At 74.0% G+C, this 25,819-nt stretch carries 23 protein-coding genes; 7 read left to right on the top strand and 16 right to left on the bottom strand.

What is annotated here, in order from left to right:
- Positions 1-58 precede the first annotated feature (58 nt).
- On the top strand, positions 59-799 hold the full coding sequence (locus ACZ3YO_RS06495; RefSeq protein WP_465565608.1) for a hypothetical protein: 741 nt from the start codon (positions 59-61) through the stop codon (positions 797-799).
- Between the two features lie 128 nt (positions 800-927).
- Here the strand turns inward: ACZ3YO_RS06495 and ACZ3YO_RS06490 are convergent, their stop codons facing one another.
- The 3 genes from ACZ3YO_RS06490 to ACZ3YO_RS06480 form a co-directional block, all read right to left on the bottom strand.
- Positions 928-1,641, bottom strand: coding sequence for an aminoacyl-tRNA hydrolase (locus tag ACZ3YO_RS06490; RefSeq protein ID WP_465565605.1), 714 nt, complete (start codon positions 1,639-1,641; stop codon positions 928-930).
- Positions 1,642-1,804: 163 nt separating this feature from the next.
- Positions 1,805-2,896: an inosamine-phosphate amidinotransferase 1 gene (locus ACZ3YO_RS06485; RefSeq protein WP_465565602.1), complete on the bottom strand. Its 1,092-nt coding sequence runs from the start codon at positions 2,894-2,896 to the stop codon at positions 1,805-1,807.
- Between the two features lie 527 nt (positions 2,897-3,423).
- Complete coding sequence (locus ACZ3YO_RS06480) at positions 3,424-5,238, bottom strand: ATP-binding protein (protein WP_465565599.1); 1,815 nt, start codon at positions 5,236-5,238, stop codon at positions 3,424-3,426.
- 200 nt (positions 5,239-5,438) lie between these two features.
- Between ACZ3YO_RS06480 and ACZ3YO_RS06475 the strand changes: the two genes are divergently transcribed.
- The 3 genes from ACZ3YO_RS06475 to ACZ3YO_RS06465 are packed head-to-tail and all read left to right on the top strand — an operon-like array spanning position 5,439 to position 8,201.
- The gene (locus ACZ3YO_RS06475) at positions 5,439-6,410 is read left to right on the top strand and encodes an HpcH/HpaI aldolase/citrate lyase family protein (protein ID WP_465565596.1); all 972 of its coding nucleotides are present in this window, start codon (positions 5,439-5,441) and stop codon (positions 6,408-6,410) included.
- On the top strand, positions 6,407-7,651 hold the full coding sequence (locus ACZ3YO_RS06470; protein WP_465565594.1) for an aminotransferase class I/II-fold pyridoxal phosphate-dependent enzyme: 1,245 nt from the start codon (positions 6,407-6,409) through the stop codon (positions 7,649-7,651). The genes ACZ3YO_RS06475 and ACZ3YO_RS06470 overlap by 4 nt, the downstream gene beginning before the upstream one ends.
- A gap of 19 nt (positions 7,652-7,670) precedes the next feature.
- A complete protein-coding gene (locus ACZ3YO_RS06465; RefSeq protein WP_396319844.1) occupies positions 7,671-8,201 on the top strand; it encodes a MaoC family dehydratase in 531 nt (176 codons plus the stop codon).
- A gap of 116 nt (positions 8,202-8,317) precedes the next feature.
- Here the strand turns inward: ACZ3YO_RS06465 and ACZ3YO_RS06460 are convergent, their stop codons facing one another.
- From ACZ3YO_RS06460 to ACZ3YO_RS06445, 4 genes are all read right to left on the bottom strand, one after another.
- Complete coding sequence (locus ACZ3YO_RS06460) at positions 8,318-9,358, bottom strand: quinone oxidoreductase family protein (protein ID WP_465565592.1); 1,041 nt, start codon at positions 9,356-9,358, stop codon at positions 8,318-8,320.
- Positions 9,355-10,680, bottom strand: coding sequence for a preATP grasp domain-containing protein (locus ACZ3YO_RS06455; protein ID WP_465565590.1), 1,326 nt, complete (start codon positions 10,678-10,680; stop codon positions 9,355-9,357). Before ACZ3YO_RS06455 ends, ACZ3YO_RS06460 begins: the two co-directional genes overlap by 4 nt.
- A 372-nt stretch (positions 10,681-11,052) precedes the next feature.
- Complete coding sequence (locus ACZ3YO_RS06450; RefSeq protein WP_465565587.1) at positions 11,053-11,544, bottom strand: hypothetical protein; 492 nt, start codon at positions 11,542-11,544, stop codon at positions 11,053-11,055.
- Positions 11,545-11,703: 159 nt separating this feature from the next.
- Entirely contained in the window at positions 11,704-12,639 is a 936-nt protein-coding gene (locus ACZ3YO_RS06445) for a hypothetical protein (RefSeq protein ID WP_396319840.1), read from the bottom strand.
- 243 nt (positions 12,640-12,882) lie between these two features.
- On the opposite strand from ACZ3YO_RS06445, the gene ACZ3YO_RS06440 reads away from it, so the two are divergent.
- The gene (locus ACZ3YO_RS06440; RefSeq protein ID WP_465544619.1) at positions 12,883-13,254 is read left to right on the top strand and encodes a YbjQ family protein; all 372 of its coding nucleotides are present in this window, start codon (positions 12,883-12,885) and stop codon (positions 13,252-13,254) included.
- 377 nt (positions 13,255-13,631) lie between these two features.
- On the top strand, positions 13,632-14,720 hold the full coding sequence (locus tag ACZ3YO_RS06435) for an NAD(P)-binding domain-containing protein (RefSeq protein ID WP_465565583.1): 1,089 nt from the start codon (positions 13,632-13,634) through the stop codon (positions 14,718-14,720).
- Here ACZ3YO_RS06435 and paaE read toward each other — a convergent pair.
- From paaE to def, 6 genes are all read right to left on the bottom strand, one after another.
- Positions 14,708-15,889 carry a 1,2-phenylacetyl-CoA epoxidase subunit PaaE gene (gene paaE, locus ACZ3YO_RS06430; RefSeq protein WP_465565582.1) on the bottom strand — a complete coding sequence of 394 codons (1,182 nt, stop codon included), beginning with the start codon at positions 15,887-15,889 and terminating at the stop codon, positions 14,708-14,710. The genes ACZ3YO_RS06435 and paaE overlap by 13 nt on opposite strands.
- Complete coding sequence (gene paaD / locus ACZ3YO_RS06425; RefSeq protein WP_465565579.1) at positions 15,890-16,393, bottom strand: 1,2-phenylacetyl-CoA epoxidase subunit PaaD; 504 nt, start codon at positions 16,391-16,393, stop codon at positions 15,890-15,892.
- Positions 16,387-17,391 (bottom strand): 1,2-phenylacetyl-CoA epoxidase subunit PaaC, encoded by a 1,005-nt coding sequence (paaC, locus tag ACZ3YO_RS06420; protein WP_465565576.1) that lies wholly within the window; start codon positions 17,389-17,391, stop codon positions 16,387-16,389. Before paaC ends, paaD begins: the two co-directional genes overlap by 7 nt.
- A 17-nt stretch (positions 17,392-17,408) precedes the next feature.
- Positions 17,409-17,702 (bottom strand): 1,2-phenylacetyl-CoA epoxidase subunit PaaB, encoded by a 294-nt coding sequence (gene paaB / locus ACZ3YO_RS06415; RefSeq protein ID WP_218199217.1) that lies wholly within the window; start codon positions 17,700-17,702, stop codon positions 17,409-17,411.
- The gene (gene paaA / locus ACZ3YO_RS06410; RefSeq protein WP_465565572.1) at positions 17,699-18,760 is read right to left on the bottom strand and encodes a 1,2-phenylacetyl-CoA epoxidase subunit PaaA; all 1,062 of its coding nucleotides are present in this window, start codon (positions 18,758-18,760) and stop codon (positions 17,699-17,701) included. The genes paaB and paaA overlap by 4 nt, the downstream gene beginning before the upstream one ends.
- A 411-nt stretch (positions 18,761-19,171) precedes the next feature.
- The gene (def, locus tag ACZ3YO_RS06405; RefSeq protein ID WP_465565569.1) at positions 19,172-19,807 is read right to left on the bottom strand and encodes a peptide deformylase; all 636 of its coding nucleotides are present in this window, start codon (positions 19,805-19,807) and stop codon (positions 19,172-19,174) included.
- 432 nt (positions 19,808-20,239) lie between these two features.
- Between def and ACZ3YO_RS06400 the strand changes: the two genes are divergently transcribed.
- Positions 20,240-20,845: an ArsR/SmtB family transcription factor gene (locus ACZ3YO_RS06400; protein ID WP_465566274.1), complete on the top strand. Its 606-nt coding sequence runs from the start codon at positions 20,240-20,242 to the stop codon at positions 20,843-20,845.
- Positions 20,846-21,018: 173 nt separating this feature from the next.
- Here the strand turns inward: ACZ3YO_RS06400 and ACZ3YO_RS06395 are convergent, their stop codons facing one another.
- From ACZ3YO_RS06395 to ACZ3YO_RS06385, 3 genes are all read right to left on the bottom strand, one after another.
- On the bottom strand, positions 21,019-22,527 hold the full coding sequence (locus ACZ3YO_RS06395; protein ID WP_465565566.1) for a M20 family metallopeptidase: 1,509 nt from the start codon (positions 22,525-22,527) through the stop codon (positions 21,019-21,021).
- An 802-nt stretch (positions 22,528-23,329) separates the two neighbouring features.
- On the bottom strand, positions 23,330-23,989 hold the full coding sequence (locus ACZ3YO_RS06390) for a response regulator (protein WP_465565563.1): 660 nt from the start codon (positions 23,987-23,989) through the stop codon (positions 23,330-23,332).
- Positions 23,986-25,725, bottom strand: a complete 1,740-nt coding sequence (locus tag ACZ3YO_RS06385; RefSeq protein WP_465565560.1) for a sensor histidine kinase — start codon at positions 25,723-25,725, stop codon at positions 23,986-23,988. The genes ACZ3YO_RS06390 and ACZ3YO_RS06385 overlap by 4 nt, the downstream gene beginning before the upstream one ends.
- Between the last annotated feature and the right edge of the window lie 94 nt (positions 25,726-25,819).

Raw genomic sequence — 25,819 nt, 5'->3', positions numbered from 1 at the left:
CGCCTGCCGCGACGACACCCGCCTGCGCCCTCCGGCGCCCGGGGAAGGGACACTACCGATGACCACCGCCACCGCCGTACTCCGGTCCGAGCGGATCAAATTCACCACGCTCCGCTCCCAGTGGATCGTGCCGCTCGTCGCCGTCGGGCTCACGGTCGGCATCACCCTCGCGGTCAACGCCGCGTACGGGGAGGCGGACCACACACCGGGCGAGGACCAGGCGGGCGGGATCTACTACGGCCTGCTGTTCGGCCACGTCGCCGTCGCCTGCCTCGGCATCCTCCTGATCGGGCAGGAGTTCAACACCCGCATGATCGGCGCCTCGCTCACCGCCGTGCCCCGTCGCGAGCGGCTCTACGGCGCGAAGCTCGCCCTCGGTGCCGGGCTGGGGCTGCTGCTCGGGCTGGTCTCCACGGCCGGCTCGTTCCTCGCGGTCTCCGCCACCGTCGGCCTGGACCTCTCCGTCCCCGGCATGGGGCGCAGCTTCCTGGCGGGCGTGCTCTACCACCCGCTGCTGGTGGTGCTCTGCCTCGGCCTGACCGCCGTGCTGCGCAACTTCACCGCCGCACTCGGCCTGCTCACTCCGATGGCCTTCCTCGGCACCACCGTGCTGGCCGCGATCCCCGGAGTGCGCGAGGCCGGCCAGTTCCTGCCCGACCGGGCCGGCCTGTACGCGATGCGCACCCAGCCCGACCCCACCGTCCACTACGGGCACTGGACCGGCCTGCTGATCATGACCCTCTGGGCCGCCGCCGCGGCGTACGGAGGCCTGCGCTCGATACGCCGCTACGAGGCCTGAACCCGGGCGGATCCCCCCTTGCGGAAGCCCGGTGGCCGCCCGCCACGCGGTCCCCCGCGTGCTGTCTGCGCCCGGTCAGCCGTCGGCGGCGAGCCCTCTGCCCGGTGCCCTCCGCCGACGCTTCCCGCTCACCCGCGCAGGGCCGGGTGCTCCGCCACCACGGTGCAGCTCCCCGGGGCGATCTCCGTGAAGCCCGCGTCCTGGACCAGCGGCAGGCCGCTCGCGACCAGCTCCGCCCAGGCCGCCGGGTCGGCCGTGCGAACCGCCAGCGCGAAGCCGGTCTCGGCCCACTCCTTGCGCTGCGCGTCGTCCAGCCGCCACCACGCCAGCTGGGCGGCATGACCGGTCTGGGCCATGGTCTTCCCGGCGCTCATCTCCAGCTCGGGGTTGAGCCAGAGCACGGGCACGCCGGGCTCGGGAGCGCCGACCGGGCCGGTCTCCTCGAGGTCGGTGCCGGAGACCTGCAGCTTGACGAGGTCCTTGGGCCAGCCGTCGAGCGGGATCGGCGGGAACACCCGCACCTCCGCCTCGCGCCCGCTCACCGTGATCCCCGGCAGCTCGCCGGCCCGGCGCCACTCGCCGCCCCGCGCCCGCCGGACCACCTTGCGGATCCGGGCGTCCTCCCAGGCCGCGACCCGCTCCGCCCACTCGCCGTCCGGCTCGGTGACCCGGGGGTCGGCCAGCAGGGTGAGCACGGCTCGCGCCGAGGTCTCCAGCGCGTCGGTCCGCCCGGGCGGGGTGGCCCGCTCCAGCCGGACGAGGAGCGGCAGCACGTACTGCGGCCGGGCGTCGCGGTCCTCGGGGGCAGGGTCAGGGACGGGGGCGTCGAACGGAGAAGTCACCCGTCAAGCATGCCAGCCCCCACCCCGCCGCGATCACGCCAGGTGGAGATCGTCAGGGGGCCGGGAGGAACGGAAGGACCGATCCGGTCGAGCCTACCTGGGAAGCCGGGGAAGCCTGGGAGGCCGGCGAGGCCGGCACCGGTAGGGGCAGGAAAGGCAGGCGTCAGGAAAGGTAGTCCTCCGCCCCGCCGTCCCGCCGGATGTCCAGGGTCACGCAGTGGAAGCCCCCGCCGAGCACCCGTGAGTGACGGAGCCGGTGCGGAAGGACGGTGATGCCCGCGTGTTCCAGCTGCTTGACCAGACTCTGCTGGCCGGACTCCACGATGGCGGTGTCGGGGCTGACCATCAACAGGTTCATGCTGATCCAGCTCTCACTGAGCGCATGCTCGGGCGAGTCCGCAGCCGGCTCGGCAGGCGGGCACCAGAGGATGTCCCAGCCGCGCAGGGGCTCGGGCACCGTCTCGGGGCTGATCCGCTCCGGGTTGAGCAGCACCAGGCCCGGCCGCAGCAGAGCGATGGTGCTGTCGATGTGGGTGTAGCCGTAGATGTCGCGCAGCGGGTGCAGCCGCAGGTCGCCGAGCAGTCCGAGGGTGGACTCCAGCCACTTCAGGCCGAGTTCGTTGCCGCTTCGGGAGACCTGGTAGAACACGTCGCGGCCGAGCCTCAGCACGTTGGCGGCGTCGAACACGGGCTCGGCCTCACCGAGCAGGGGAAGACCGTCGGTGTCGAACTCGAAGAGCGTGTCGTCCAGTCGCGGACGCGGTGCGGCCAGCCACCGTGCCCCGCCTCGCAGATACTCCTGGAAGAGGTCACGCAGGCCGAACACCTCGAAGTAGCGGTGGCGCATCGGGCTCGCCACCTCGATCACCGTCTCACCGACGACCAGGGTGAGGTCACGCGGGCAGTAGGAGTGGAAGCCGCCGTCGGCGCGCCACTCGGGGGCGGCGAACTCGGCGCTGTGGTCCACGATTTCGGGCCGGCGAACGGTGACGCCGAGCCCGCGAAGGGTGGCGGCCAGCGCGTCCAGGTCCTCCTCCGTCTCCTCGATCACCTGCTGCGGGTAGGCGCCCACCGGGACCGTGGCGAGCTCGGCGGCGCTGGTCTTCGGGAAGCAGGACAGCCACGACGAGGGGTCGGACTGCTCGGGCAGCCGTGCGCCCACCGCGGTGCCGACCACCACCTCACGCAGCGTGGTGAACTCGTCCCAACTGTGCACCGGACGGGCCGGCTGGGCCGGGCTGGCCGAACTGGACATGACTCCCCCTTGACGCGGATTCGGGATCGGTAGGGACGGCTGGAACACCGGGTCGGCCCCCGACTGCGGGAGCCGACCCGCACGACGGAGAGCGGGAGGAACCGGCGAAGGACGACAACCCCCGGCGAGCAACCGCGAGGAACGGCAAGAACGACTAGAACGACGGGTAACGGCGACGAACGGCAAGAAGCGGCGAGAAACGAGGGAACATCGGACACGGCAGGGCACGGCAAGGCACAGCAGAGCACAGCGCGAACACCCACAGGAAACGGCTACCGAAAAACGCCGCTCCGGCGGCGGAACGGCCTCGAACATCGGTAAACCACCGCAGCGGCGCCGGCCGGTCACGATGGACGGGAAATCCCCGGCCGGGCAGGAGAATTCACAGGTTGCCTGCGCCGGGATCGATCGCCAAGCTACCCGGCCGCCCGACGGCCGCGCAAGCAGGTGATCGACATTCCCGGCGCCGGCCGATCGGCCCGCCGATCAACGACGCCGTTGTTCAACTCCCTTTTCCCCGAGGCCGATCAAAGCCGCCATGCGCGCCGGATCCGGTGCCCGCCCGCCAGTGTCAGCAGCGCCCCGCCGGCCGCCGCCACCCCGGCCAGCGCCAGGCTCTGCCGCCGGGCCCGGCGGCGGTCGGCGGCGGCCGCACGAAGCGCCGCCGCCAGGAACGCCCGCTCGACCCCGCCCGAGGCCAGCTCACCGGACGCCATCCGCCGGCGCACCTGGTCCAGGCGGGCGCCGCGGTAGAGCAGTTCGGGGTCACGGTCGGCTGCCGCCCAGCTCCGCGCGGCCACGGTGAGCCGCCGCTGCTCGCCGCGCTCCTCCCGGCCTTCGGCCAGCCAGTCGCGAAGCCTGGGCCAGGCCTGCGGCAGCGCGTGGTGGGACAGCTCCACGGTGTCCCGGTCCAGTACCACCAGCCGGGCCCGGACCAGCCGTTCGAGCATCGCGGGCACTCCGGGGTCATCGAACTCGCCGCGCCCGACCGGCTTTCGCGCACCCTCGCCGCCGGCTCCCGGGGCGGGTTCACCGCCGAGTCGCAGGAACACCGCCCGGGACCGTTCCCGGTCGGCCGCGCCCAGCCCGTCGAACAGCGCCTCGGCGGTCCGCGCGAGCGCCCCCTCGAACCCGCCGGTGGCCTGGAACCCGGCCAGGGTGAGCGCGTTGCCGCTGCGCCGCCGCCACGTCTCCAGCAGGGCCGAAGACAACAGCGGCAGCGCGCCGGGCTGTTGCGCCACGGCGGAGATCAGGACCGCGAGCAGCGCGCCCTCGACGGTGCAACCGGCCCGCAGTGCCGGCTCGGTGATCGCCCGGCGCAGCTCGTCCGGCGCGGGTGCGCCCACGGTCAGCACGGCGTCGTGGCAGGCGGCGGCCAGGCCTGGGTGCTCGGCCCGCAGCGCGGCACTCCGGTCGGACCGGACCACCAGGACCACCCTGCACCGGAAGCCCTCCCCGCCCCCGACGCCGCGGGCCGTACCTTCGGCGGCCGCCACCAGGGCGTCCAGGAAGCGCGTGCGCTCGCCGGCGTCCCCGCACCGCGTCCACAGCTCCTCGCCCTGGTCCACCACCAGGACCGGATCGCCGCCCCGTGCCCGCTCGTACCCCTCGCACCCGGCGGCGTCCAGGCCGGCTCGCACGCCCCGGGCCTGCCCGACTCGCTGCCCGAGCCGGGCGATCGCGGGCCCGTACGCCTCCATCGGCCGTTCGCCGGGGGTGAGCAGCGCCACCGGCGCCGCGCCGGATCCCGGCCTCCCCGCACCGGCCCCGCCGCGATGGCCCGTCGCACCGCGAGGCCCCGCGCAGCCACCGGTGCCATCACCTCCGCCCGGGCCCCCGGCTCCGCCCAGGCCCCCGATCCGGGCCAGCAGCCCGGCCCTGACCAGCGAGGACTTGCCCACTCCGGACGGCCCGGTGACCAGCACCAGCCGCCGCTCGCCCAGCAGTCCGACGAGCTGGTCCAACAGCGCCTCGCGCCCGAAGAACCGCTCCGCATCCGCCGCCTCGTACGCCGCCGCACCCGGGTAGGGGGCGCGTCCGGCGTCCTGGACCCGGCGCCGGGCGGCGGTGTCGGCGGCCAGTTCGGCGGCGAGCAGCTGCCAGCGGTGCTGCCACTCGCGGACGTCGCCGCCGCACGCCTGCACGTACGCGAGGGTGACGGCGAGGCTGGGCAGCCTGCGCCCTCCGGCGGCCACGGAGAGGCTGGCGGCCGAACAGTGCGCCCGGACGGCGAGTTGGCGGTAGGGCGGTGTCCCGGCGCGTTCCCTGAGCGCCCGTAGGTCGCCGGCGAACCGCAGCAGCGGTCCGTCCCCCTGGTCCAGTGGACTCTCCCGACGCGGCACAGCAGTCCCCTTCTCCGTTGAAGTGGTGACCTTCACGCGCATCCCCCAAGATTCATCATGCGCAGGACAGTTGGCGTCAAACAATGGGACCTTCGGGCCGGTTGTTCCGAGTTGATGTTCAATGTCCAGCCGCACGGCGCCGAACAAAGCCGGTGGGATAGAACCGGGAGCCGCAGACTTCGCTGACTTCGGAGATTTCCATGAAGTTCACGCGGTACTGCCGTTCCCTGCTGTCCACACCCGCGATGGCGGTGGAGCGGTACGCCAAGAGCCACCAGTCCGGGGCCGATATCGCCATGGTCGATCTGGAGGACTCGGTCCCGCCCGCACGAAAGGAGGAGGCCCGCCGGCTCGCCGAGGAGTTCTTCGCCCTGCCGTCCAGCAAACTCGCCCGGAGCGCGGTCCGTATCAACTCTCTCTCCGGCCCGGATGGTTTGCGCGATCTGATCGCCATCACGCGCTACCGCGTGAAGCCGGACATCGTCCTGATCCCGATGGCGGAGTCCCCCCGCGACATCGAGATCGCGGCCGGTGCGCTCGGGCCGGACTGCCCGGAGACGGAGTTCCTCGCCGTTGTGGAGACGCCGCTCGGGATCGAGCACGCGCCCGCCGTCGCGGCGGCCGGACACCGGCTCCGCGGGCTGGTCTTCGGCTCCGCCGACTACGCCTTCGCGGTGGGCGCCCGGCTCTCCTGGGAGGCGCTGGCGCACGCCCGCGGCCGGGTCGTCAACAGCGCCCGCGCCGCCGGGGTGGAGGCGATGGACGCGCCGTTCTTCGAGGTCGCCGACATCGACGGACTGCGCCGGGAGGCCGCCCTCGCCAGGGACTTGGGCTTCAGCGGCAAGATCGCCGTCCACCCGCGCCAGCTCCCGCTGATCAACGAGGCGTTCAGCCCGGACGAGCAACTGCTGGAGCGGGCCCGCCGGGTGGTGGAGGCGGGGCGGGAGAACGGCCGCTCGGTCACCGTCGTGGACGGGGTGATGGTCGGCATGCCGTTCTTCGAGGCCTCCCAGCGCCTGATCGAGCAGTTCGCCTCACCGGAGCCGCCCGTACCACCCGTACCACCCGCAACGCCCGTGTCACCCATCCTGGCCGCACCGCCCGGGCTCCCCGCAGCAGCCGCGCCAACCGCACCGATCGCACCGACCGATATCAGGGAGAAGCGACCATGACCGCAGCAGCCGAATCGATCCAGGGCCCACGCCGGTACCGCAACGCCGAAAAGATGCTCGCCACCGCCGACCCGGTCTGGCAGGCGGCGGGTGCCAACGGCCTGATCGGCATCAAGGTGGACTCGGAGTCCAACAACCGGCTGATCGTCCGGGAGACCGGCCACGAGTTCGCCAACATGGTCTCCTGCGCGTACCTGGGCCTGAACAACCACCCGCAGGTCGCGGCCGGTGCGGTGGACGCGCTCACCGAGTCCCGGAGCACCTGGCTGGTCACCTCCACCACCCGGATCCGGCACAACCTGCTGGTCCAGCTGGAGGAGGAGCTGGGCGAGCTGTTCGGCGCGCACATCCTGCCGGGTGCCTCCTGCACCGCGCTGACCGCCGGCATCCTGCCGCTGATCGCCTCCGGCCACCTCGACGGCACCTGCGACGGCACCGGCGGCGGGCCCCGGGTGATGGTCTTCGACCGGTTCTGCCACTTCTGCATGGCCTACGTGAAGCCGATCTGCGCGGACGAGTCGCTGGTGCTCAACTGCCCGCACAACGACCTGAACTACCTCGAGGACATCTGCCGCAAGTACCCGCGGGTCGCCTACGTGGCCGACGGCGCGTACTCGATGGGCGGCGCGGCGGCCCTCGACGGCCTGCTCGAACTCCAGGACCGCTACGGCCTGTTCCTCTACATCGACGACTCGCACTCGCTCTCCATCATGGGTGAGCGCGGCGAGGGATTCGTCCGCTCCCGGCTGGAGATGAACCCGCTGACCGTCATCGCCGCCAGCCTCGGCAAGGGCTTCGGCACCGGCGGCGGCATCGCGATGCTCGGCAACCGGGAGCAGTTCGAGTTCCTGCACCGGCATGCCGGGCCGGTCGGCTGGTCGCAGAACGTCGCACTGCCGCTGGTCGGCGCCTCGCTGGGCAGCGCCGCCATCCACCGGTCACCCGAACTCGCCGAACTCCAGGCCAGGTTGAACCACAACATCGACCTCTTCGACGAGCTGCTGCCGACCACCTTCGCCGGCAACGGCCTGCCGGTGCGCCGGGTCGACGTCGGTGACGCCGAGCGCGCGGTCAAGCTCTCCGCCCAGCTCTTCGAGCGCGGCTTCTACAGCTCGGCGGTGTTCTTCCCGATCGTCCCCAAGGGCGAGGCCGGCCTGCGGCTGATGCTGCGCTCCGACATGGACGAACGCCTGATCACCGAGTTCGCCGGCCACGTCAAGGAACTGACCTCCGACCTCTGACACTTGGGAGCACCGCATCATGGACGAACCCGAGCCGGCCGGCTACCGGCTGATCGGCGAGCGGCGCTACCGCGAGGTGGTCGGCCGCTACTACGAGGAGTTCACGGTCGGCGACGTGATCGAGCACCGCCCCGGGCGGACGGTGACCGAGTTGGACAACGTGCTGATGAGCATGCTCAGCATGAACGACGCCCCGCTGCACATCGACGCCGCGTACAGCGAGCACACGCCCTGGGGGCGGCCGATCGTCTCCAGCCTGGTGACGCTCAGCATCGTCGGCGGCATGACCGCCCGCTCCACCAGCGGGCGGACCATCGCCAACCTGGGCTGGGAGAACATCCGGATGACCCATCCGGTGTTCACCGGGGACACCCTCTACGCGGAGACCGAGACGCTGGCGAAGCGGCTCTCGAAGAGCCGCACCGGGCAGGGCATCGTCAGCTGCCGCACCACCGGGACCAAGTCCACCGGCGAGGTGGTGGTGGTCTTCGAGCGCAGCTTCCTGGTCCCGCTGCGCGGCCATGGCCTGGACGAGGTCACGGGCTACTGAGACGACGCCGAACGGCCGGCGAACGACGGCCGGCGCATGACGGCCGGCAGCCGACGGATCTCACCGCCCGTCAGCTGCCGGCCGTTCACTGCCGCCTGCCACCTGCCACCTGCCACCTATGACCGGCTACCGGGTACCGGGTACCGCTGCGGGTTCTGTGCCGTCACCCCGTCGCGGTACTCCCGCCGGACGTCCACCAGCACCTTGCCCATCGTCTCGCGCCCGCCCATCGCCCGGTGCGCGCCGGCCACGCCGTCGAGCGGGACGACCCGGTCGATCCGCGCGACCAGCCGCCGCTCCCGCGCCAGCCGGAACAGGTTCTCGGCGACGCCGGCGAACAGCGTCCGGTCGTCCAGCAGGTGCTGCAGCCAGAAGCCGAGCACGCCGGCCGAACCGTCCGCCAACTCGGCCACCGAGAAGGACTCCTCCGGGCCGCCGCGGGCCCCGACGCAGAGCAGCCGGCCGAACGGCGCCAGCGCGGCCAGGCCGGAGCGCAGCACCGCGCCGCCGACCGAGTCCACGAAGAGGTCCACTCCCCCCGACTCGCCCAGCCGGGCGGCCAACTGCGGGTCGGCCGGATCGAGTGCGGCGTCCGCACCGAGCGAGCGGACGAACTCCCGCTTGGTCGCCGTCGAGGCCAGGCCCACGACCCGCCCCGCGCCCAGCTCCCGGGCCAGCTGCACCGCCAGGTGCCCGACCCCGCCGGCCGCCGCCGTCACCGCCACCCGCTCGCCCGGCCGCAGCCGCCCGAGCAGGGTCAGCGCGCCGTAGGCCGTGGCCCCCTGCTCCAGCAGCGCCAACGCCTGCTCGTCACTGACGCCGTCCGGCACCTCCACCGTGAACGCCTCTTCGGCGCAGGCCACTTGGGCGTATCCGCCACCCGTGCGAAGGAGGGCGGCGACCCGCCTACGGTCGCCGCGCCGCCGGCCGACCACGTCCGCGCCGAGCACGGCGGGCAGCGGGTAGCGCTGGTACTCGCCCGCGCGGCAGTGCAGGTCGGCGTAGTTGAGGCCGGCCAGGGCGACGTCGATCAGTACCCGGCCGGGCCCGGCTCCCGGTTCGGGCACGGTCTCCGTCCGGAACTCCTCCGGCCCGCCGTAGCGGTGGATCACCGCCGCCCGCATCACCGGCGGCCCGACAGCAGCCCCGCCGGTCACTGCGCGAAGAGTCCGAGCAGTCGGCCTTCCGCCGCCCTGGCCGCCGCCGCGTCCTCGGCGATCACGCAGTACATCACCGAGCCGTCGGCGGGGCCGAAGTCGGCACTGAACACCACGCCGGTGCGCGTCGCCGGATCGAAGGCCAGTCCGGCCCGCTCGACCGCCGCGACGGCCTCCGGGAAGGACGGCACATGCAGGCCGGCCAGCTCCAGGATCACCCGGGCGGTGCGGTGTTCGGCACCGACCAGGCGCGCGAACAGCGCGTCGTGCAGGTGCGTCGAACCGGTCAGCCGCCCGTTGGTCTCGCTGAAGTACAGCTCGCCCTTGGGCGTGAGGAAGGCGTCCGCGCTGAGCGTGCCGCGGTAGCCGAGCACCCGAAGCGACTCGCACAGCCTGGCCGCCAGGTCGACGAGTTCGGCCAGCGTGCCGGCGTCCGGGGTGACCGGCGGGGTGATCTCGCCGACCACCACCGGGTCCATCACCATCTCCCCGCAGCCCGACAGTACCGAGCCGTGCCCGCCGATCGCGAACTCCGCGTACAGCGGCACTGCATCGGTGAAGTACCGTTCCACGACGACGCGTTGGCTGCGACCTCCGGTCAGCCACTCCCAGCGCTCCGCGACGTACGAGGCGACCGCAGCCCGGTCCGCCAGCGACACGGCCCGCTGCGCGCCGGCGGGGGTGACCTGCTCGTCCCGGCTGAGGATCTCGTTGCCGAAGCCGCCGGCCTGGTACTCGACCTTCATCATCACGCTGTGGCCCTGCTCCAGCAGGCCGTTGACCGCCGCCTCCACCTGCTGCGGCGAGGTGGCGACCGTCCCCGGCGGGACGGGCACCCCGGCGCCGGCGGCCAGGGCCCGGAACACCGCCTTGCTGTTGACCAGCGCGTTGCCGCCCTGCGCGGCGAACGCGTGCCCCGGCAGAGCGTGTTCGGCGCCGAGCGCCACGGCGAGGTCGGCCACGGCGGCGTTCGGCGAGATCGCCAGCACCTTGTCCACTCGTCGCCCGGCGAGCGCCCGGCGCAGCTCCTCACGGAAACCCGGGTCGGCCAACCGGTCCGGGGTGAGGATGTCGTCGCCCTCGCCGCCCGAGGGCGGCACCACCACGGTCAGGCTCTCCGCCCGGGTGCCGGTCAGTCCGGTGACGTACGCGAGGTACGCCGGGTCCGGCGCCCAGGGCAGCACCAGGACGTCGTGGTCCTCCGCGAACCAGAGCATCCGCTGGGCCCCGCACCCGGCGAAGAGCCGCTCCAGCGGCGTCATCCCGGTGAGGTCCCCGACCATCTCCTCGGTGCGGTTGTTTCCGATGCACAGCGTCGTCATCTGCCGAACTCTCCCCATCGCCGGTCGGTGCAGCGCTCCAGGTGTAGCGCACCGGGGTTGTTCGGGTTCGGGGCTCGGCCATTGAACAAAAACGGTGAACAACCGCCCCCGCCCACCCCCCTGGAACATCCGGCACAGGCGCCACCGGACAGCCCGGCGAAAGCCTCGCCACGTCGACACCTGGCCGCATCGACACCCCGGCACGTCGGCAGGTCGCCACGTCGCCATGTCGACACCTCGGAACCTCGGAACGTCGGAACGTCGGAACGTCGGAACGTCGGCAGCTCAACGCCTCGGCGGGGCAGCTCGACGCCTCGGCGGGGCACCTCGACGCCTCGGCGGGGCACCTCGGCGCCTCGCCGCCCGAGTGCCTCAGCGCAGACGTTGCCGCAGTTCGTCGACGGCCGACCGGATGCCGGCGCTGTAGACGTCCTCGGGCAGCGCGTCCAGGCTCCCTACGGCGCGCTCCAACTGCTCGCGCGCCTGGTCGGGCTCGCCGAGCTTGAGGTGGTCGGAGGCCAGATTGAGGTGCAGTGACGGATAGAAAGCGCGGACCTGGAGGGCGGGCTCGTAGGTCTGGGCCTGCTCGGCGGTCAGCGAGTCGGCGGCGGCCAGCGCCCGCCGGTCCCACTCCAGCTCGGCGCGCGGGTCGTCCTGCAGGTCGGCCAGGTAGTGGGCGAGCACGCAGCGGTGGAACACGTCACGTTCGCCGAGCGCCTCCCACAGCCGCTCGAAGCTCTCCCGAGCCTGCGCCGTCCGCCCGCGCTGCGCGGCCTGGACGCCGTCGAGGCCCAGCGCGATCCGGGCCAGTGCCGGATCGTCGCCCGCCTCCAGCTCGCCGCCGGACACATCAACATCGGACATATCGGACATGCTCGCAGCCTAGCCGCCGGCCTTGTCGCCCGCGCTGCACCGGGACGCCGCCCACCGCCAACGGCCGGCCGGCAGGTCGCCAGGTCGCCCAGCCGGCAGGTCACACAGCCGACAGGTCGCCCGGCCGCCACGCCCTCCGGCCGCCCGCCGTCAGCGCCGGTAGCCGCGCTGCGGGTCCCGCTCCTCCGCGTCCTCGTACACCAGGAACCAGCCCTCCGGGTGGGTGGCCGCGAGCAGCAGCTCGGTGCGCTGCTCGGCGGTCAGCTCCGGATCGCCGTCGTCCGGCCCGAAGACGCCGAACAGCTCGTCGTGGCAGCCGTCCCAGTCGTAGTCGTAGAGGTCGGCCGGAAGGTCGCCCATCATGTCGGCGACCGACTCGGGCTGCGCACCGAGCAGCGCGCGGGCGTCCACCAGGGCCATCCGCAGCGCGATCTCCTCGGCCAGGCAGCGTGGCAGCGGCCATTCGCCGAGCGCGAGGTCGTCGGCGAGGTCGTCGAAGGAGCGGGCCATCGTGCGGCGCCAGGCCCGGTGCAGACGCCAGGTGCGCTGCGGCAGCCGGCCGAAGACAGTCCAGTCCGCCTCATCGCCGTCGGTGACCGGCTCGTCCTCGTGCTCCTCCAGGTCGTCATAGGCGGCGTCGGCCAGGCCGAGCAGCTGGGCGTGGAGCAGACAGGCGGTGCGCGGGGTGAGGGTCCAGTCACCGGTTCCGCCGCCGCCGTCCTCGTCCTCGCCGCCGTCCAGCGGGAACAACTCGGCGAAGTCCGGCGCGAAGTCCTCGGTGACGCTGATCTCCAGCGTGCCGCCGATCGCCTCGACACCCGGGATCGCGGCCACCAGCCGGTCCGGGTGGAGCAGCGCGCCGAGTGCCGCGTTGGCGTCCTCGGCCACCTCGCGCAGCAGTTCGCGGCGCTGGCCGGCCGGGTCGATGCCGTCGAAGTCCAGCTCCTCCACGGCCGCGATCGCGGCCGCACGCAACGCCGGCCAGTCGGAGATCCGCAGGCCCAGCACCACCGTCGCCTCGATCTCCTGCGCGCCGGAGTCCTCCGCCGCGCCCGGCCCCTGTGGATGATCGCTTCGCTCGCCCATGGGGCTACGGTACGGCTTTTCGGGCGCCCGATCACCGGTCTGTCCGAGCTTCCCGCCGTTCCCCCCACCCTTCCCGGCCATTCCCGGCCCCTCCCGGCTTCTCCGCACGCCTCGGCGGGCCCTCCGCGTCCCTTCTCCTGCCCGCCCGGTGGCCTCTTCCCACCCTTCTCCTTCCCACCCTTCTCCGCCCGGGCCCGGCCACGCCTCTGGGCCCGAAGGCCGGCCGGCCCGCAGGATGGGCCCATGGCGAACATCGAGGAATTCGGCGGCGGGCAGCGCCCGGACGCCCAGGTACTGGTCGTGACAACCAATGACATCCCCGGCTTCCGGGTCGACCACGTGATCGGCGAGGTCTTCGGCCTGACGGTCCGCAGCCGGCACCTCGGCAGCCAGATCGGGGCCTCGCTCAAGTCGCTGGTCGGCGGCGAGCTGCGGGGTCTGACGAAGACCCTGGTGGAGAGCCGCAACGAGGCGATGGAGCGGCTGGTCGAGCAGACCAAGGCGCGCGGCGGCAACGCGGTGCTCATGTTCCGTTTTGACGTCAGCGAGGCTGCGGACGTCGGCACCGAGGTCTGCGCCTACGGCACCGCCGTGGTGATCTCCCCGGCCACCTGAGCCGGCCGCCCGAGCCGGCCGCCCGAGCCGGCTGCCCTCATCGCTGCCCGACCAGGCCGGCCGCTCTGCCTGCCCCACCCGGCCGGCTGCCCCGGCCGGCTGTCCTGACCGGCTGTGCCCCGCCGCCTGACCCCCGCCGCCGGGCCCGCCCGTGCGGCGGGGAACACTCCCCTCCCGTCCGATGTTTCACCGGCGTGACTGTTTACGGTGCAACCAACGAGGACGCGGCAGCAGACGGGACCCCGGCCGACGGAGCGCCTGTCGATGGAGCTTCGGCCGGCGGAGCTCCGGCCTCCGCGACCACGGCCGCCGGCGAGGCTCCTGCCTCCGTCACGTCGCCGGCCGCCGCCGGAACACGGCGGGTAGACGTCCTGGTGGTGGGCGCCGGGCAGGCCGGCCTGTCCGCCGCCTACCACCTGCGCCGCCGCGGCTTCGCCCCCTACCTGGCGGACACCGACGGCGGCTTCGTCGTGCTCGACGCCGACGACGCCCCCGGCGGCGCCTGGGCGCACCGCTCGCCGTCCCTGCGGATGGCCACCGTGCACGGCTTCCACGACCTGCCCGACTTCGAGCTGCCCGAGCCCGACCCGGACGCCCCCGCCCGCGAGGTGGTCCCGGGGTACTTCGCGGCGTACGAGGCGAAACACGCGCTCCCGGTGGTGCGCCCCGTCCGCGTCCGGGCGGTCCGCTCCGAGTCCGACCGGCGCGACGCCCGGCTGCTGGTCGAGACCGACGACGGCACCTGGTCCGCCCGGGCGCTGATCAACGCCACCGGCACCTGGACCCGCCCCTTCCTGCCGCACTACCCCGGCCACTTCGCCGGCCGGCAGCTGCACTACGCCGAGTACCGGGGGCCGCAGGAGTTCGCCGGAAAGCGCGTCCTGGTGGTCGGCGGCGGCGCCTCGGCGATCCAGGTGCTGTCGGAGGTCGCGGCCGTCGGCGAGACGGTCTGGGTCACCCGCACCCCGCCGGTCCACCACGAAGGACCGTTCACCCCCGAGTACGGCCGGGCGGTGGTGGCCAAGGTCGAGGAGCGGGTCCGCCAGGGCCTTCCGGTGCGCAGCGTGGTGAGTGTGACGGGGCTCGGCCCGTCCGTCGCCTACCGCCGCGCCGAGGAGCTCGGCGCGCTGCACCGCCGCCCGATGTTCGACCGCCTCACCGAGCACGGCGTCGCCTGGGGCGACGGCCCCGGGGCGGACGAGCTGGCCGTCGACGCGATCGTCTGGGCCACCGGTTTCCGCCCCGAGGTCGGCCACCTGGCCCAGCTCGGCCTGCGCTCCCCCGGCGGCGGCATCGCCCTCACCGGCACCGCCGCCACCGCCGACCCGCGCGTCCACCTGGTCGGCTACGGCCCTTCGGCCAGCACCATCGGTGCCAACCGGGCGGGCCGGGCCGCCGTCAACGACCTCGTCGCCCTGCTCGGCGCCCCGGCCCGGAAGGCCGCCGTGCCGGCTCAGCGGTCGTAGTCGACCGTCACCCGGTCGGTGAGCGGACGGGCCTGGCAGGTCAGCACGTAGCCGGCGGCCAGCTCCTTCTCCTCCAGGGCGAAGTTGCGGCGCATCTCCACCTCGCCCTCGGTCACCAGGGCACGGCAGGTGCCGCAGACGCCGCCCTTGCAGGCGAACGGCAGGTCCGGGCGGGAGCGCTGCGCGCCGTCCAGGACGGACCGGTCGCGCGGGAGGGAGAGTGTGCTGCCGCGCCCGTCGAGGACGACGGTGACCTCGCTGTACGCGCCGTCGCCGGCCGCCTCGGGCTCCCGTCCGTCGGCGCGCTCGGCGGCCGGCTCGTCCTCGGCGTGGAACAGCTCCTGGTGCACCCGCGCGCCCGGCACGCCCAGCCCGGTCAGCAGCTCCTTCGCCCCGGCGACCATCCCGAACGGGCCGCAGAGCCACCAGTGGCCGACCCGCTCCACGTCCACCAGCGCCTTCAGCAGCGCCCCGACCCGCTCCGGGTCCAGCCGGCCGCTGAGCAGCTCGGCGTCCCTGGTCTCCCGGGAGAGCACGTGCACCAGCTGGAACCGGCCGAGGTAGCGGTCCTTGAGGTCCGCCAGCTCGTCGGCGAACATCACGGTGTCGCTTCGCCGGTTGCCGTAGAGCAGGGTGACGGTGGAGGTGCGGTCGGCGGCCAGCACCGAGGCGGCGATGGAGAGCATCGGGGTGACGCCGGAACCGGCCGCGAGCAGCACGTGGTCGGCGGGCTCGCCCAGCTCGGGGGTGAAGAGGCCGGACGGGGTCAGCACCTCGACCTCCTCGCCCGGCACCGCCTCGCGCACCAGCCAGCGGGAGAACAGACCTCCCGGCACCTCACGGACGGCGATCCGCAGCGGACCACCGACGGGGGCGCAGATCGAGTACGAGCGGCGTTCGTCGGCACCGTCCACTACCCGGCGCAGTGTCAGCGTCTGCCCGGGGCGGAACGCGAACTCCGCGGCGAGCCCGTCCGGCACCTCGAAGGTCACCGCGACGGCGTCCTCACAGAGCCGCTCCACCTCGGCGATCCGCAGGTGGTGGAAGGCCGGCCGACGGGCGGGGCGGGCAGCCGGGGCAGGGGCATCGGCGGGGGCGACGGCCTCGACGGGGGCGACGGCCGGGGCGGCATCGGCGGGCGCGGGGGCGGCATCGGCAGCGGCGGCCATTCAGATCTCCTTGACGCGTTCGAAGGGCTCGCGGCAGTCGCGGCAGCGCCACAGCGCCTTGCAGGCGGTCGAGCCGAAACGGGACAGCTCCTCGGTGTCGGTGCCGCCGCAGAGCGGACAGGCCACGACGTGGCGGGTCGGGCCGAGGGCCAGCAGGCCCGGGGGGGTCCGGCGCCCGGAGGCGGGCCCGGGCGGGGCGATGCCCGCCTCGGCGAGCTTGCGGCGGCCCTCCGCGGTGATCAGGTCGGTGGACCACGGCGGATCCAGCCGCAGCCGGACCCGGACGTCCGCATAGCCGGCCGCGCGCAGCCGCCGGTCCACGTCGGCCGCCATCTCGGCGACGGCCGGGCAGCCCGAGTAGGTCGGGGTCAGCCAGGCGGTCACGACATCGCCGCCCACCTCGACCTCCGCCAGCACCCCGAGGTCGGCCAGCGTGAGCATCGGCAGCTCGGGGTCCGGCACCGTGGCCGCGACCTCCCAGGCGTCGCTGAGTACGGTCACCACGTCGCCCCCGGGTGTGCGCGGGCCACCACCTGGAACTCGGCCAGCAGCGGACCGAGCGCCTCGGTGTGCACGCCGTCCCGCCCGGCCCGGCCACCGACCGTGGCCAGCGCCGGCGCCTGCGGCACGGCCAGCCCGGCCTCGCCGAGTACGGCGGCCAGCTCCCGCAGCACCGGTTCGCGCAGCGTCCCCGGGTCGACGCCGACCCGCAGCTCCACCGGGTGCGCCGTGAACAGCTCGTCCATCAGCGGCCAGACCGCGTCCAGACCGGCCTGCATCCGCTGCGCCGAGAACGGCGTGCCGTCGCCGAGCCGCAGCGTCCACGCGGTGGCGTACTCGCGGTGGTAGGCCAGCTCCTTGACGCCCCGGGCGGCGACCGCCGCCAACACCGGGTCGCGGTGCCCGGCCAGCGCCTCGTACAGCGCACCGCGCGCGGTCGCGAAGAGCAGCAGCCGGGCGACGGAGTGGGCGAAGTCCCCGTTCGCCGCCTCGACCAGGCGGACGTTGCGGAAGTCGTGCTCCTCGCGCCAGTACGCGAGGTCGTCCTCGGTACGGCCGGAGCCGTCCGCCTGGCCGGCCCGGGTGAGCAGCTGGCGGGCCTGGCCGAGCAGGTCGAGGCCGAGGTTGGCGAGCGCCACCTCCTCCTCCAGCTCCGGAGCCCGGGTGCACCACTCGATCAGCCGCTGGGCGAGGATCAGCGCGTCGTCGCCGAGCATCAGGCAGTAGGCGGCGAGGTCGGCGCCGTCCAGGCCGGCCGGGACGGTGGTGTCCACACCGAGCAGCGGGTCGGCGAAGCCCGTCCCGTACGCCCAGCGGCCCTCGCCCTCGGGCCCGGGGGACGCCTCGGAGAGGCTCAGGTAGACGTGGTCGTCCTCGTGGCCGTGGTGGCCGTGGTGGCTTTCGTGGCTGTGGTGGCCGTCGCTGCCGAGGTGGCCCTGGTTTTCCGGGCCGGTGTGGCTGTCACGCCCGGTGTGGCGGCCGGTCACGGTGTCGTCGGTCATGGTTCTGCTGCTCCCCGTCAGATGTGCGGGACATCCTCGGGGATGTCGTAGAAGGTCGGGTGGCGGTAGACCTTGTCGCCGCTCGGCTCGAAGAACGGGTCCCGCTCGTCCGGGGTGGAGGCGGTGATCGCGTCGGAACGGACCACCCAGAGGCTGACGCCCTCGTTGCGCCGGGTGTAGAGGTCGCGGGCCGCGAGCAGCGCCATCCGGTCGTCGGGCGCGTGCAGCGAACCGACGTGGACGTGGTTCAGCCCGCGCCGGGGGCGCACGAACACCTCGTACAGCGGCCAGCCGGCCTTGGACTCGGTCACTTTCCGTTCTCCTGTTCCGGGTGGCGCTGCGCATCGGCGTGGTTCGGGGCGTCGGCGTGGTGCCGGGCTTCGGTCTCGGGCCGGGCTTCGGTCTCGGGCCGGGCTTCGGCGCGGCGCTTCTGCGCGTAGGCGGTGGCGGCCTCGCGGACCCAGGCGCCGTCCTCGTGGGCGGCGCGGCGGCGCTCGATCCGCTGGGCGTTGCACGGGCCCTGGCCCTGGATGACGCGGGTCAGCTCGGACCAGTCCGGTTCACCGAACTCCCAGCCGTCGCGCTCCTCGTTCCACCGCAGCTCGGGGTCGGGGAGGGTGACGCCGAGGTGCTCGGCCTGCGGGACGGTCATGTCGACGAAGCGCTGCCGCAGCTCGTCGTTGGTGTGCCGCTTGATCCGCCAGGCCATCGAGCGGGCGGTGTTCGGCGAGTCGCCGTCCGAGGGGCCGAACATCATCAGCGACGGCCACCACCAGCGGTCCACCGCGTCCTGCACCATCCGGCGCTGGGCCTCGGTGCCGCGCATCATCGTCATCAGCAGCTCGTAGCCCTGGCGCTGGTGGAACGACTCCTCCTTGCAGACCCGGACCATGGCGCGGGCGTACGGGCCGTAGCTGCAGCGGCAGAGCGGCACCTGGTTGCAGATCGCGGCGCCGTCGACCAGCCAGCCGATCACGCCGACGTCGGCGAAGGTGAGGGTCGGGTAGTTGAAGATCGAGGAGTACTTCTGCCGGCCGGAGATCAGCTTCTCGGTCAGCTCGGCCCGGTCCACGCCGAGGGTCTCGGCGGCGGCGTAGAGGTAGAGGCCGTGGCCGGCCTCGTCCTGGGCCTTGGCGAGCAGGATCGCCTTGCGGCGCAGCGACGGGGCCCGGGTGAGCCAGTTGCCCTCGGGCTGCATCCCGATGATCTCGGAGTGGGCGTGCTGGGCGATCTGGCGGATCAGGGTGGCCCGGTAGGCGTCGGGCATCCAGTCCCGGGGCTCGATCCGCTGCTCGGCGGCGACGACCGCCTCGAACCGCTCCTCCTGCACCTGCTCGGGGACCGGCTCGGCCACCTCTGTTGTCACCACGGTCCCCTCTCGCGTCCTGCGGCCTGCCGGCTTGCTGCCTTGCTGCGTGCCGCCTGCTGTCGTGCGGCGCGGGGCTGATGGCGGCTGGTTCCGCTGCCGCCCGCGCTACCGACTGACCGTTCGGTCGGTTCCATTGTGCGTGGCGAGACGGCGGCCTGACAAGGGAATCAGGCCGCCGTACGCCGCGGACCCCGGGTCGGGACTCCGGATCGGGGTTCCGGACCGGGGCCCCGGCGGGCGGGAGGGCAGGCCGGGGCGGGCCCTGCGCGTAGCCCTCGACGTGGGCCGGGCACGGGCCGGGCACGGTCGTCGCCTGGGCTTCCCTGCCGTGGGCTTCCCTGCAGGCCCGATCCCTCGCACGACTGGACCCCTCATGCGACTGGACCCCAGCGCACCCGGCCCCCAGCTCGCCTAGACAGACGGGCGCAGGCGGGCCAGCTTCTCTGCGCGGGCGGCGCGCTTGGCGAAGACCTTCTCCCTGCGGTCCTCCATCCGGCGCAGCGCGGTCCGGCGGCCCCGGTGCGAGAGCCGGTCGATGTAGAGGCTGCCGTGGAGATGGTCGGTCTCGTGCTGGAGGCAGCGGGCGAAGTAGCCCCGCCCCTCGATGACCAGCGGGCTGCCGCCCAGGTCGCGGCCGCGCACCACTGCGACGTCCGGCCGGGCCAGCTCCAGGTGCGGGCCGGGGACGGAGAGGCAGCCCTCCTCGGCCTCGGCCAGCCGGCGGGCACCGGCGGGCAGCTCGTCCAGCACCGGGTTGAGGATGTGGCCGACGTGCCGGACGCCGTCCTCGTCGAAGCAGTCCCAGACGAAGACCTGGAGGTCCACGCCGATCTGGTTGGCGGCAAGACCGGCACCCTCGGCCACCCACATCGCGGCGAACATGTCGTCCACCAGCCGCGACAGCTCGGGCGTGCCGAACTCCTCCTCCCTCACCTCCCGGCACCTGCGGTGCAGCACCTCTTCGCCCACCACCGTGATCCGGCGCACCTCCCCGCGCAGGGCCTCCGGCGGCACCTCCGGATAGGCCGCCACCCACTCCCCCTGCACCCGTACCGACCCGCGCTCCGCCCGCGGCGACCGCGCCGACCGCGACGCGCGCGGTGCCAGTGGCGCCTCCAGTGCCCGCGGTGGCTCTGGCGCCCGCGATGCCTGCACTTCCAGTGGCGCCCACACCGCCAGCGACCCCTGCGACCCCTGCGACCCCTGCGACCCCTGCGTGGACGACTGTTCGGCCATGGCCGGACTCCCCTCTCCTGAGCTTTCAGTGCGCCTATCCATACTTTGCAAAGTGTGGCTTTGCAAATAGTGGATGCGGGGAATCGCGGCAATCTGGGGCAGTTCCGCCCCCGATGGCTTGCCAGAGACTTTGCAAACAGGCATCTTTGCAAAGTGACCACCGACGAGACGCCGCCGACCGAGCCCACGCGCCCGCTGGATGCCGCGAACCCTTCGGAGGCGCGGGAGCCGAAGCCGCTGGAGATGCCGCCGAACCGGCCGTTGCCGCACCACCCGATCCGGCTGGCGCTGCTCGACCTGATCGCCGAGTGGGGGAAGATCACCTCCAACCAGGCGGCTCAGCATCTGCACCAGAGCTCCGGCACCTGCTCGTTCCACCTGCGTCAGCTCGCCCGCTACGGTCTGATCGAGGAGGCACCCACCGTCGACGGCCGGGCCCGCCCGTGGCGGCTCAGGTGGGAGGGATCGCTGATGCCCCCCGGCAGTGCCGCCGAGCCCGCGGCCGAGCCGGGCTCCCCCGCCCTGTCTCCGCCGTCGTCACGGCGGGGCACCCCCGGTCTGGCCGCCGGTCTCGCGGAAGACCTCGCAGAGGATCTTGAGGACACCAGCTACCGCCAGTGGCTCGCCCACCGGGCGCAGGCCCCCGCCGAGTGGCAGCGCGACGAGGCGTCCAGCGACGTCCTTCACCTCACCCCGGAGGAGCTGGCCGATCTCGGCGCCGCCGTCCGCGCACTGCTCGCCCCCTACCGACGCCGCGGGCCCGCCCCCGGCACCCGCCCGGTGGCCGCGGTGACCCGCCTGTTCCCGCTGCTCGACGGCCCTTCCGAGGGCGACGGCGGTCGGCTCTAGCGGCCGGTGATCCGGTGGCCGCTGGCCGGTGGCCGCTAAACAGTGACCGGCAGACAGTGGCCAGTAGCCCACGGCCACCGGCCCGCCGCCCCGACGGAACCGCACGATGACGCGGGCCCGCCGCCCGGCCTGCGCCGGACGACGGGCCCGTTGACTCCGGACTCCGGACCGCGTCAGCCCTCCGACCGGTCCCGCAGACGTGGCAGCGGTACGGCGAGAAGCGCCGCCAGCAGGGCGATCCGGGGGGCCAGCTGATCGATCCGGATGTGCTCGTGCCGGGCGTGTGCCCCGGCGCCGACCGCGCCGAAGCCGTCCAGCGTCGGCAACCCGCGCGATCCGGGGAGGTTGGTGTCCCCTGCCCCGCCGGCCGGAGCGCCGTCCAACTGCTGCCCGAGCACCGCGGCGAGGGACCGGACGTGCCGCAGCAACGGGTTGGCGGAGCGCTCCTGCCAGGCCGGCCGGCTGGACAGCACCTCCGTCCGAACCCGCGCCCCCGGGCGCAACGCGGTGAGGCGGGCCAGGCTGTCGAGGGTGCGGCGTTGTGCCTCGGCGGTGGCGAAGCGCAGGCCGAGTTCGGCCTCGGCTCGGCCGGCGATGACGTTGGCACGGGTGCCGCCGCTGATCCGTCCGGTGTTGAGTTCGGTGCCGGGCCGGCCGGCGAGTCCGCGGACGGCGACCAGCTGGTCGACGAGTTCGTCGACGGCGGAGACGCCCTGGGCAGCGTCGTTTCCGGCGTGCGCCTCGCGTCCGGTGACGGTGAGGCGCACCCGGGTGCTGCCTCGGCGGGCGGTCTTGAGCCGGCCGTCCGGGTGGGGCGGTTCGAGGCCCAGTACGGCGGCCGCACCGCGCAGTTGGCGTTCGACCAGGCGGCGTCCGTCGGGGCTGCCGACCTCCTCGTCCGAGACGACGACCAGCCGGACGGTGCGGTGCGGGCGCTGGCCGAGGTCGGCGAGCAGGGCGAACGCGCCTTCGAGGGCCGCGAGTCCGCCCTTCATGTCGACGACGCCGGGGCCGCTGAGCGTGCCGTCCTGTTCGGTGACCGGCCAGTCGTTGAGGATGCCGGCCGGCCAGACGGTGTCGTGGTGGCCGACCACGAGGAGGTGCGGCAGGGTCTCGTCCTGGCCTTCCCATTGGAGGACAAGGTGGTCGCCGGCCGGGCCGGGCTCGCGGTGGACGGTGGCGCCGGTGGCGCGGAACCCGGCGGCCAACTCCTCGGCGAGGGCGTTGAGTCGGGGGGCGTCGCCGCTGGGCGACTCCATCCGGGCGAGGTCGGCGCAGCGGCGGCGGACGGCGCCGGCCAGGGTGCGGGCGCGTGTGCTGATGGCCTGGGGCAGTCCGGGGAGTGCGGCGGTGGGGCTGAGCTGGCTGTCACCGTCGGCGGCGGGTGGGGCGGCAGCGGGAGTGTTCGCCGGGAGAGGTGGCAGCACGACGGCGGTGGCGGTCGTGGTGGCGGCGGTTGCCGTGGTGGTGACGGTTGTGGTGACGCCGGCGGTCGTGGTGATGGTGACCGCGGCGGTGGGTGGGACGGCCGTGGCGGTGGCGGCGGTTACGGTGCCGGCGGTTGCGCTGTCGGCTCCTGTGCCGAGGGCCGGAACGGGCGCGGGCGCGGGTGTGGAGGCCGGTGCGGCAGCGGGGGCGGTGGCGATGACGTCGGCCGGGGCGAGTGCGGGCTCGGTGGTCACGGTCGGTGTGACGGGCGGCCGGACGGCTTGGGGACTCAACGCTCGCCTCCGCGGCCGCCGCCGGTATTCAGCGGCCGCACCGGCCGGCCGGACCAGCCCGGGTGCCCGGACCAACCGGGACGTGCGGCCCCGGCCAGACGTACGGTCCGCCAGGGCGGCCCGTCTGGCCCAAGTGCGGTGGAACGGCTGGGCGGCATGCTTGGCATTGCGTCCTCCTCGCTCGATCCGGTAGCCCCGGTCGGCCCGGAGCCCCGTGGACGGCGGCTTCGATGCGGCGGGCGCAGTGACTGCACCGCCGCAGGGAAGCCGAGATGTGAGCCTAGAAGAACCGTTCGGTTTCCTGCGAGGTGGCCCTGTTCCCAGCGTGCCGGAGGCCGGGCCCGCCTCGGGCGCCCGCCGGAGAACGGTGGCAGGCGTACGGCGCGCGGGCCTGGGTCGGCGCGCGAGCGCGGTCGCCGGATCGCGCCCATCTCCACCATGGACCCCGCGCCCGGGTTCGGCAGCGCAAACGGCCAAGGCACGGCATTTCCACGCCGGATGGGTGACTCCGGCTCAACGCTCGGTACCAGGCAGCGGGTCGCGGGTGGTGACGGCGGAGGGGCCCGACAGGAGGGGCGGCGGCCGGCGCCGTGGACCGGCGCCCGGCCGCCGGTGCGATCCGCCGCTGCCGTCGGCCCAGGTCGTCAGTCACGATCATCAGTCACAGTCATCAGGCGCGCTCGTCCGTCGCACTCGTCAGTCTCCGTCGTCCTCGTACCTCGTTCCTCGTTGGTCACCGGTCGTTGGTCGCCCGTCTCCGCCGTCAGTCGCCGTCGTTGACGACTCCGGCATCGCGGGCGAGCAGGGCGGCCTGGACGCGGTTACCGACCCCGAGTGCGGTGAGGATCCGGCTGACATGGGCCTTGACCGTGCTCTCGCGCATCCCGAGAACACCGGCGATCTCGGCGTTGGACAGTCCGCGGGCGAGTTCTCGGAGCACGTCCGTCTCCCGCGGGGTGAGCCCTGCGACGCGGCCTCGGGCGGCGACCGAACGCGGGGCGCCGCTGCGGTGGTAGCGGTCGATGAGGCGGCGGGCGGCGGCCGGGTGCAGCATGCCGTGGCCGTCCGCGACGATGTGGACGGCGCGGGCGATCTCGGCGGGCGGGGTGTCCTTGAGCAGGAAGCCGTCGGCGCCGGCGGCGAGCGCCTGGTAGACGTACTCGTCCAGGTCGAAGGTGGTGAGCGCGATGACGCGCGGGCCGTCTGGCAGCTCGCGCAGGCGGCGGGTGGCGGCGATGCCGTCGAGCCGGGGCATCCGGATGTCCATCAGGGCGACGTCGATGCGTTGGCGGCGGGCAAGCTCGACGGCCTGGAGTCCGTCGGCGGCCTCGGCGACGACGGTGAGGGCCGGGTCCTGGGTGAGCAGGTCGACGAGGCCGAGGCGGACCAACGCGTCGTCGTCGACCACCATGGTGCGGATCATGTGCCCTCTCCGGCTGGTGTCGGCGAGCAGTCCGGCCGGGCCTGCGGCTGGGTGTGTCGCCCGCTCAGCGGCGCGGTGTGCTGCGCGGTGTGCGGCCGCGGGGCCGGCCGGGGCCGGGGTGGCGGTGTGGGCGGGCGCTCGGGCGACGGGAGGCGGGCCGCGAGGCGGAAGCCGCCGTGGCCGTCGGTGCCGGCATCGAGGTGTCCGCCGAGCGCGCCGACCCGTTCGGCGAGCCCGACCAGCCCGTACCCACCGCCGGTGCAGGCCCCGGACGGTGCCGGCCGGCCCGGGCCGTTGCACACCTCGACGGTGGTCGCCGGGGCGCCGTAGCGGACGCGGACGGTGACGTGTGCGGCGTACGCGTACTTGCGGGCGTTGGTCAGCGCCTCCTGCACCAGGCGGTGGACGGCCAGGCGGTGGGTGGTCGGGACGGTCTCCGGGTCACCGTCGAGGGCGAGTTCGACCGTCTGCCCGGCTGCGGCGGCATCTCCGACGAGTTCGGTGAGGTCCCGCAGGGCAGGCGCCGGGACCGGCGCGGGGACCGGCGCGGGCACCGGTGTGGGCACCGGTGTGCGCTCGGCCTCGGGCACGCGTGCGGAGTGCGACCGGGCTGGTACGGCCTCGGCCGGACGGTGCGATGCCGGGGCGGCCGGGCTGTGCCGGGGATCGGGCGCGAGCGGCCCGGGTCGGTCGAGTAGCCGGGACCGGCCCGCTGACCGCCGTCCGGCCGCCAAGGTCGGTACGGCGGGCAGACGCGGCTCGTCCGGAGGGTGGGGCGTGTTCGTCGGGTGGCGCTCGTCCGGTGCGTGGGGTGTAGCGGTCGGGTGGGGCGGGGCGTCCGGGTGGGGCGGGGCGTCCGGGAGCCGCGGTTCGGAGCGGAGGACGCCGAGGACGTCGCGCAGGTCGTCGAGGGAGCGGGCGGCCGTCGAGCGGAGAAGTTCGAGCCGGTGGGCGAGCCGGTCGGGGTCGGCGGCGGCGGTGCCCGCGGCGGCCTGGTCCCGCAGGACGCCGGCGTGCAGGACGAGCAGGCTGAGACGGTGTGCCAGGACGTCGTGCATCTCCCGGGCGATCCGGGCGCGTTCGGCGGAGCGGGCCTGTTCGGCGCGGAGTTCGCGCTCGCGGCGCAGCGCGTCGACCTGGGCGTGGAGGGTGCGGATCAGGACGCGGCGGCCGTGCAGCCAGAGCCCGAGGGAGAGGGCGGCGGCCTCGACGAGCAGTTGTGAACCGGTGGTTCCGGCCCAGCCGAGGAGCGAGTCGGCGCGGACCGCGCTGAGGACGGCAATGGCGGCTCCGCCGGCCATGGCGAGCCCGGCGCGGCCGGTGGAGGCGAGGTAGTAGACGCTGAACAGGCCGGGGAAGGCGCGGTTGAGCAGGCCTGCGGTGACGACGGGAAGGACGGCGGAGGCGACCGGGTGGCGGCGGGCGAGGACGAGGGAGAGGGCGGCGAGGGCGGCGGCGGCCGTGCGCAGCGGTCGGTAGGGCGCGTCGGTGACGAGCCACTGGGTGTACGTCTCCTCCGCCGCGAGGGCGAGGATGGTGAGCAGGAGCAGGGTCTCCGCCCAGCGGCGGCGGTCGGGCGCGTACCAGCCGAGCAGGGCGGTGGCGGGCGGGCGCGGGCCGGGGTGCTGCATGTGGCCTGAGTGGTCGGGGTGCTGCATGTGGCCTGAGCGGTCGGGGTGCTGCGGGCGGCGCGGCTGGCCGGGGTGGCCGGTGTCCTGCGGGCGGCCTGTGGTCACGCGGTCTCCTCCCGTCGGTCTGGGCCGATGTTATGGGCCGTCCTGGCCTCTGGTCCCCTGTCCAAAGACCAATGCCACCCTCGACTTTCGTCGG

This window comes from Kitasatospora sp. NPDC022785, assembly GCF_055561295.1.
This window is presented reverse-complemented; position numbering and strand designations above follow the sequence as displayed.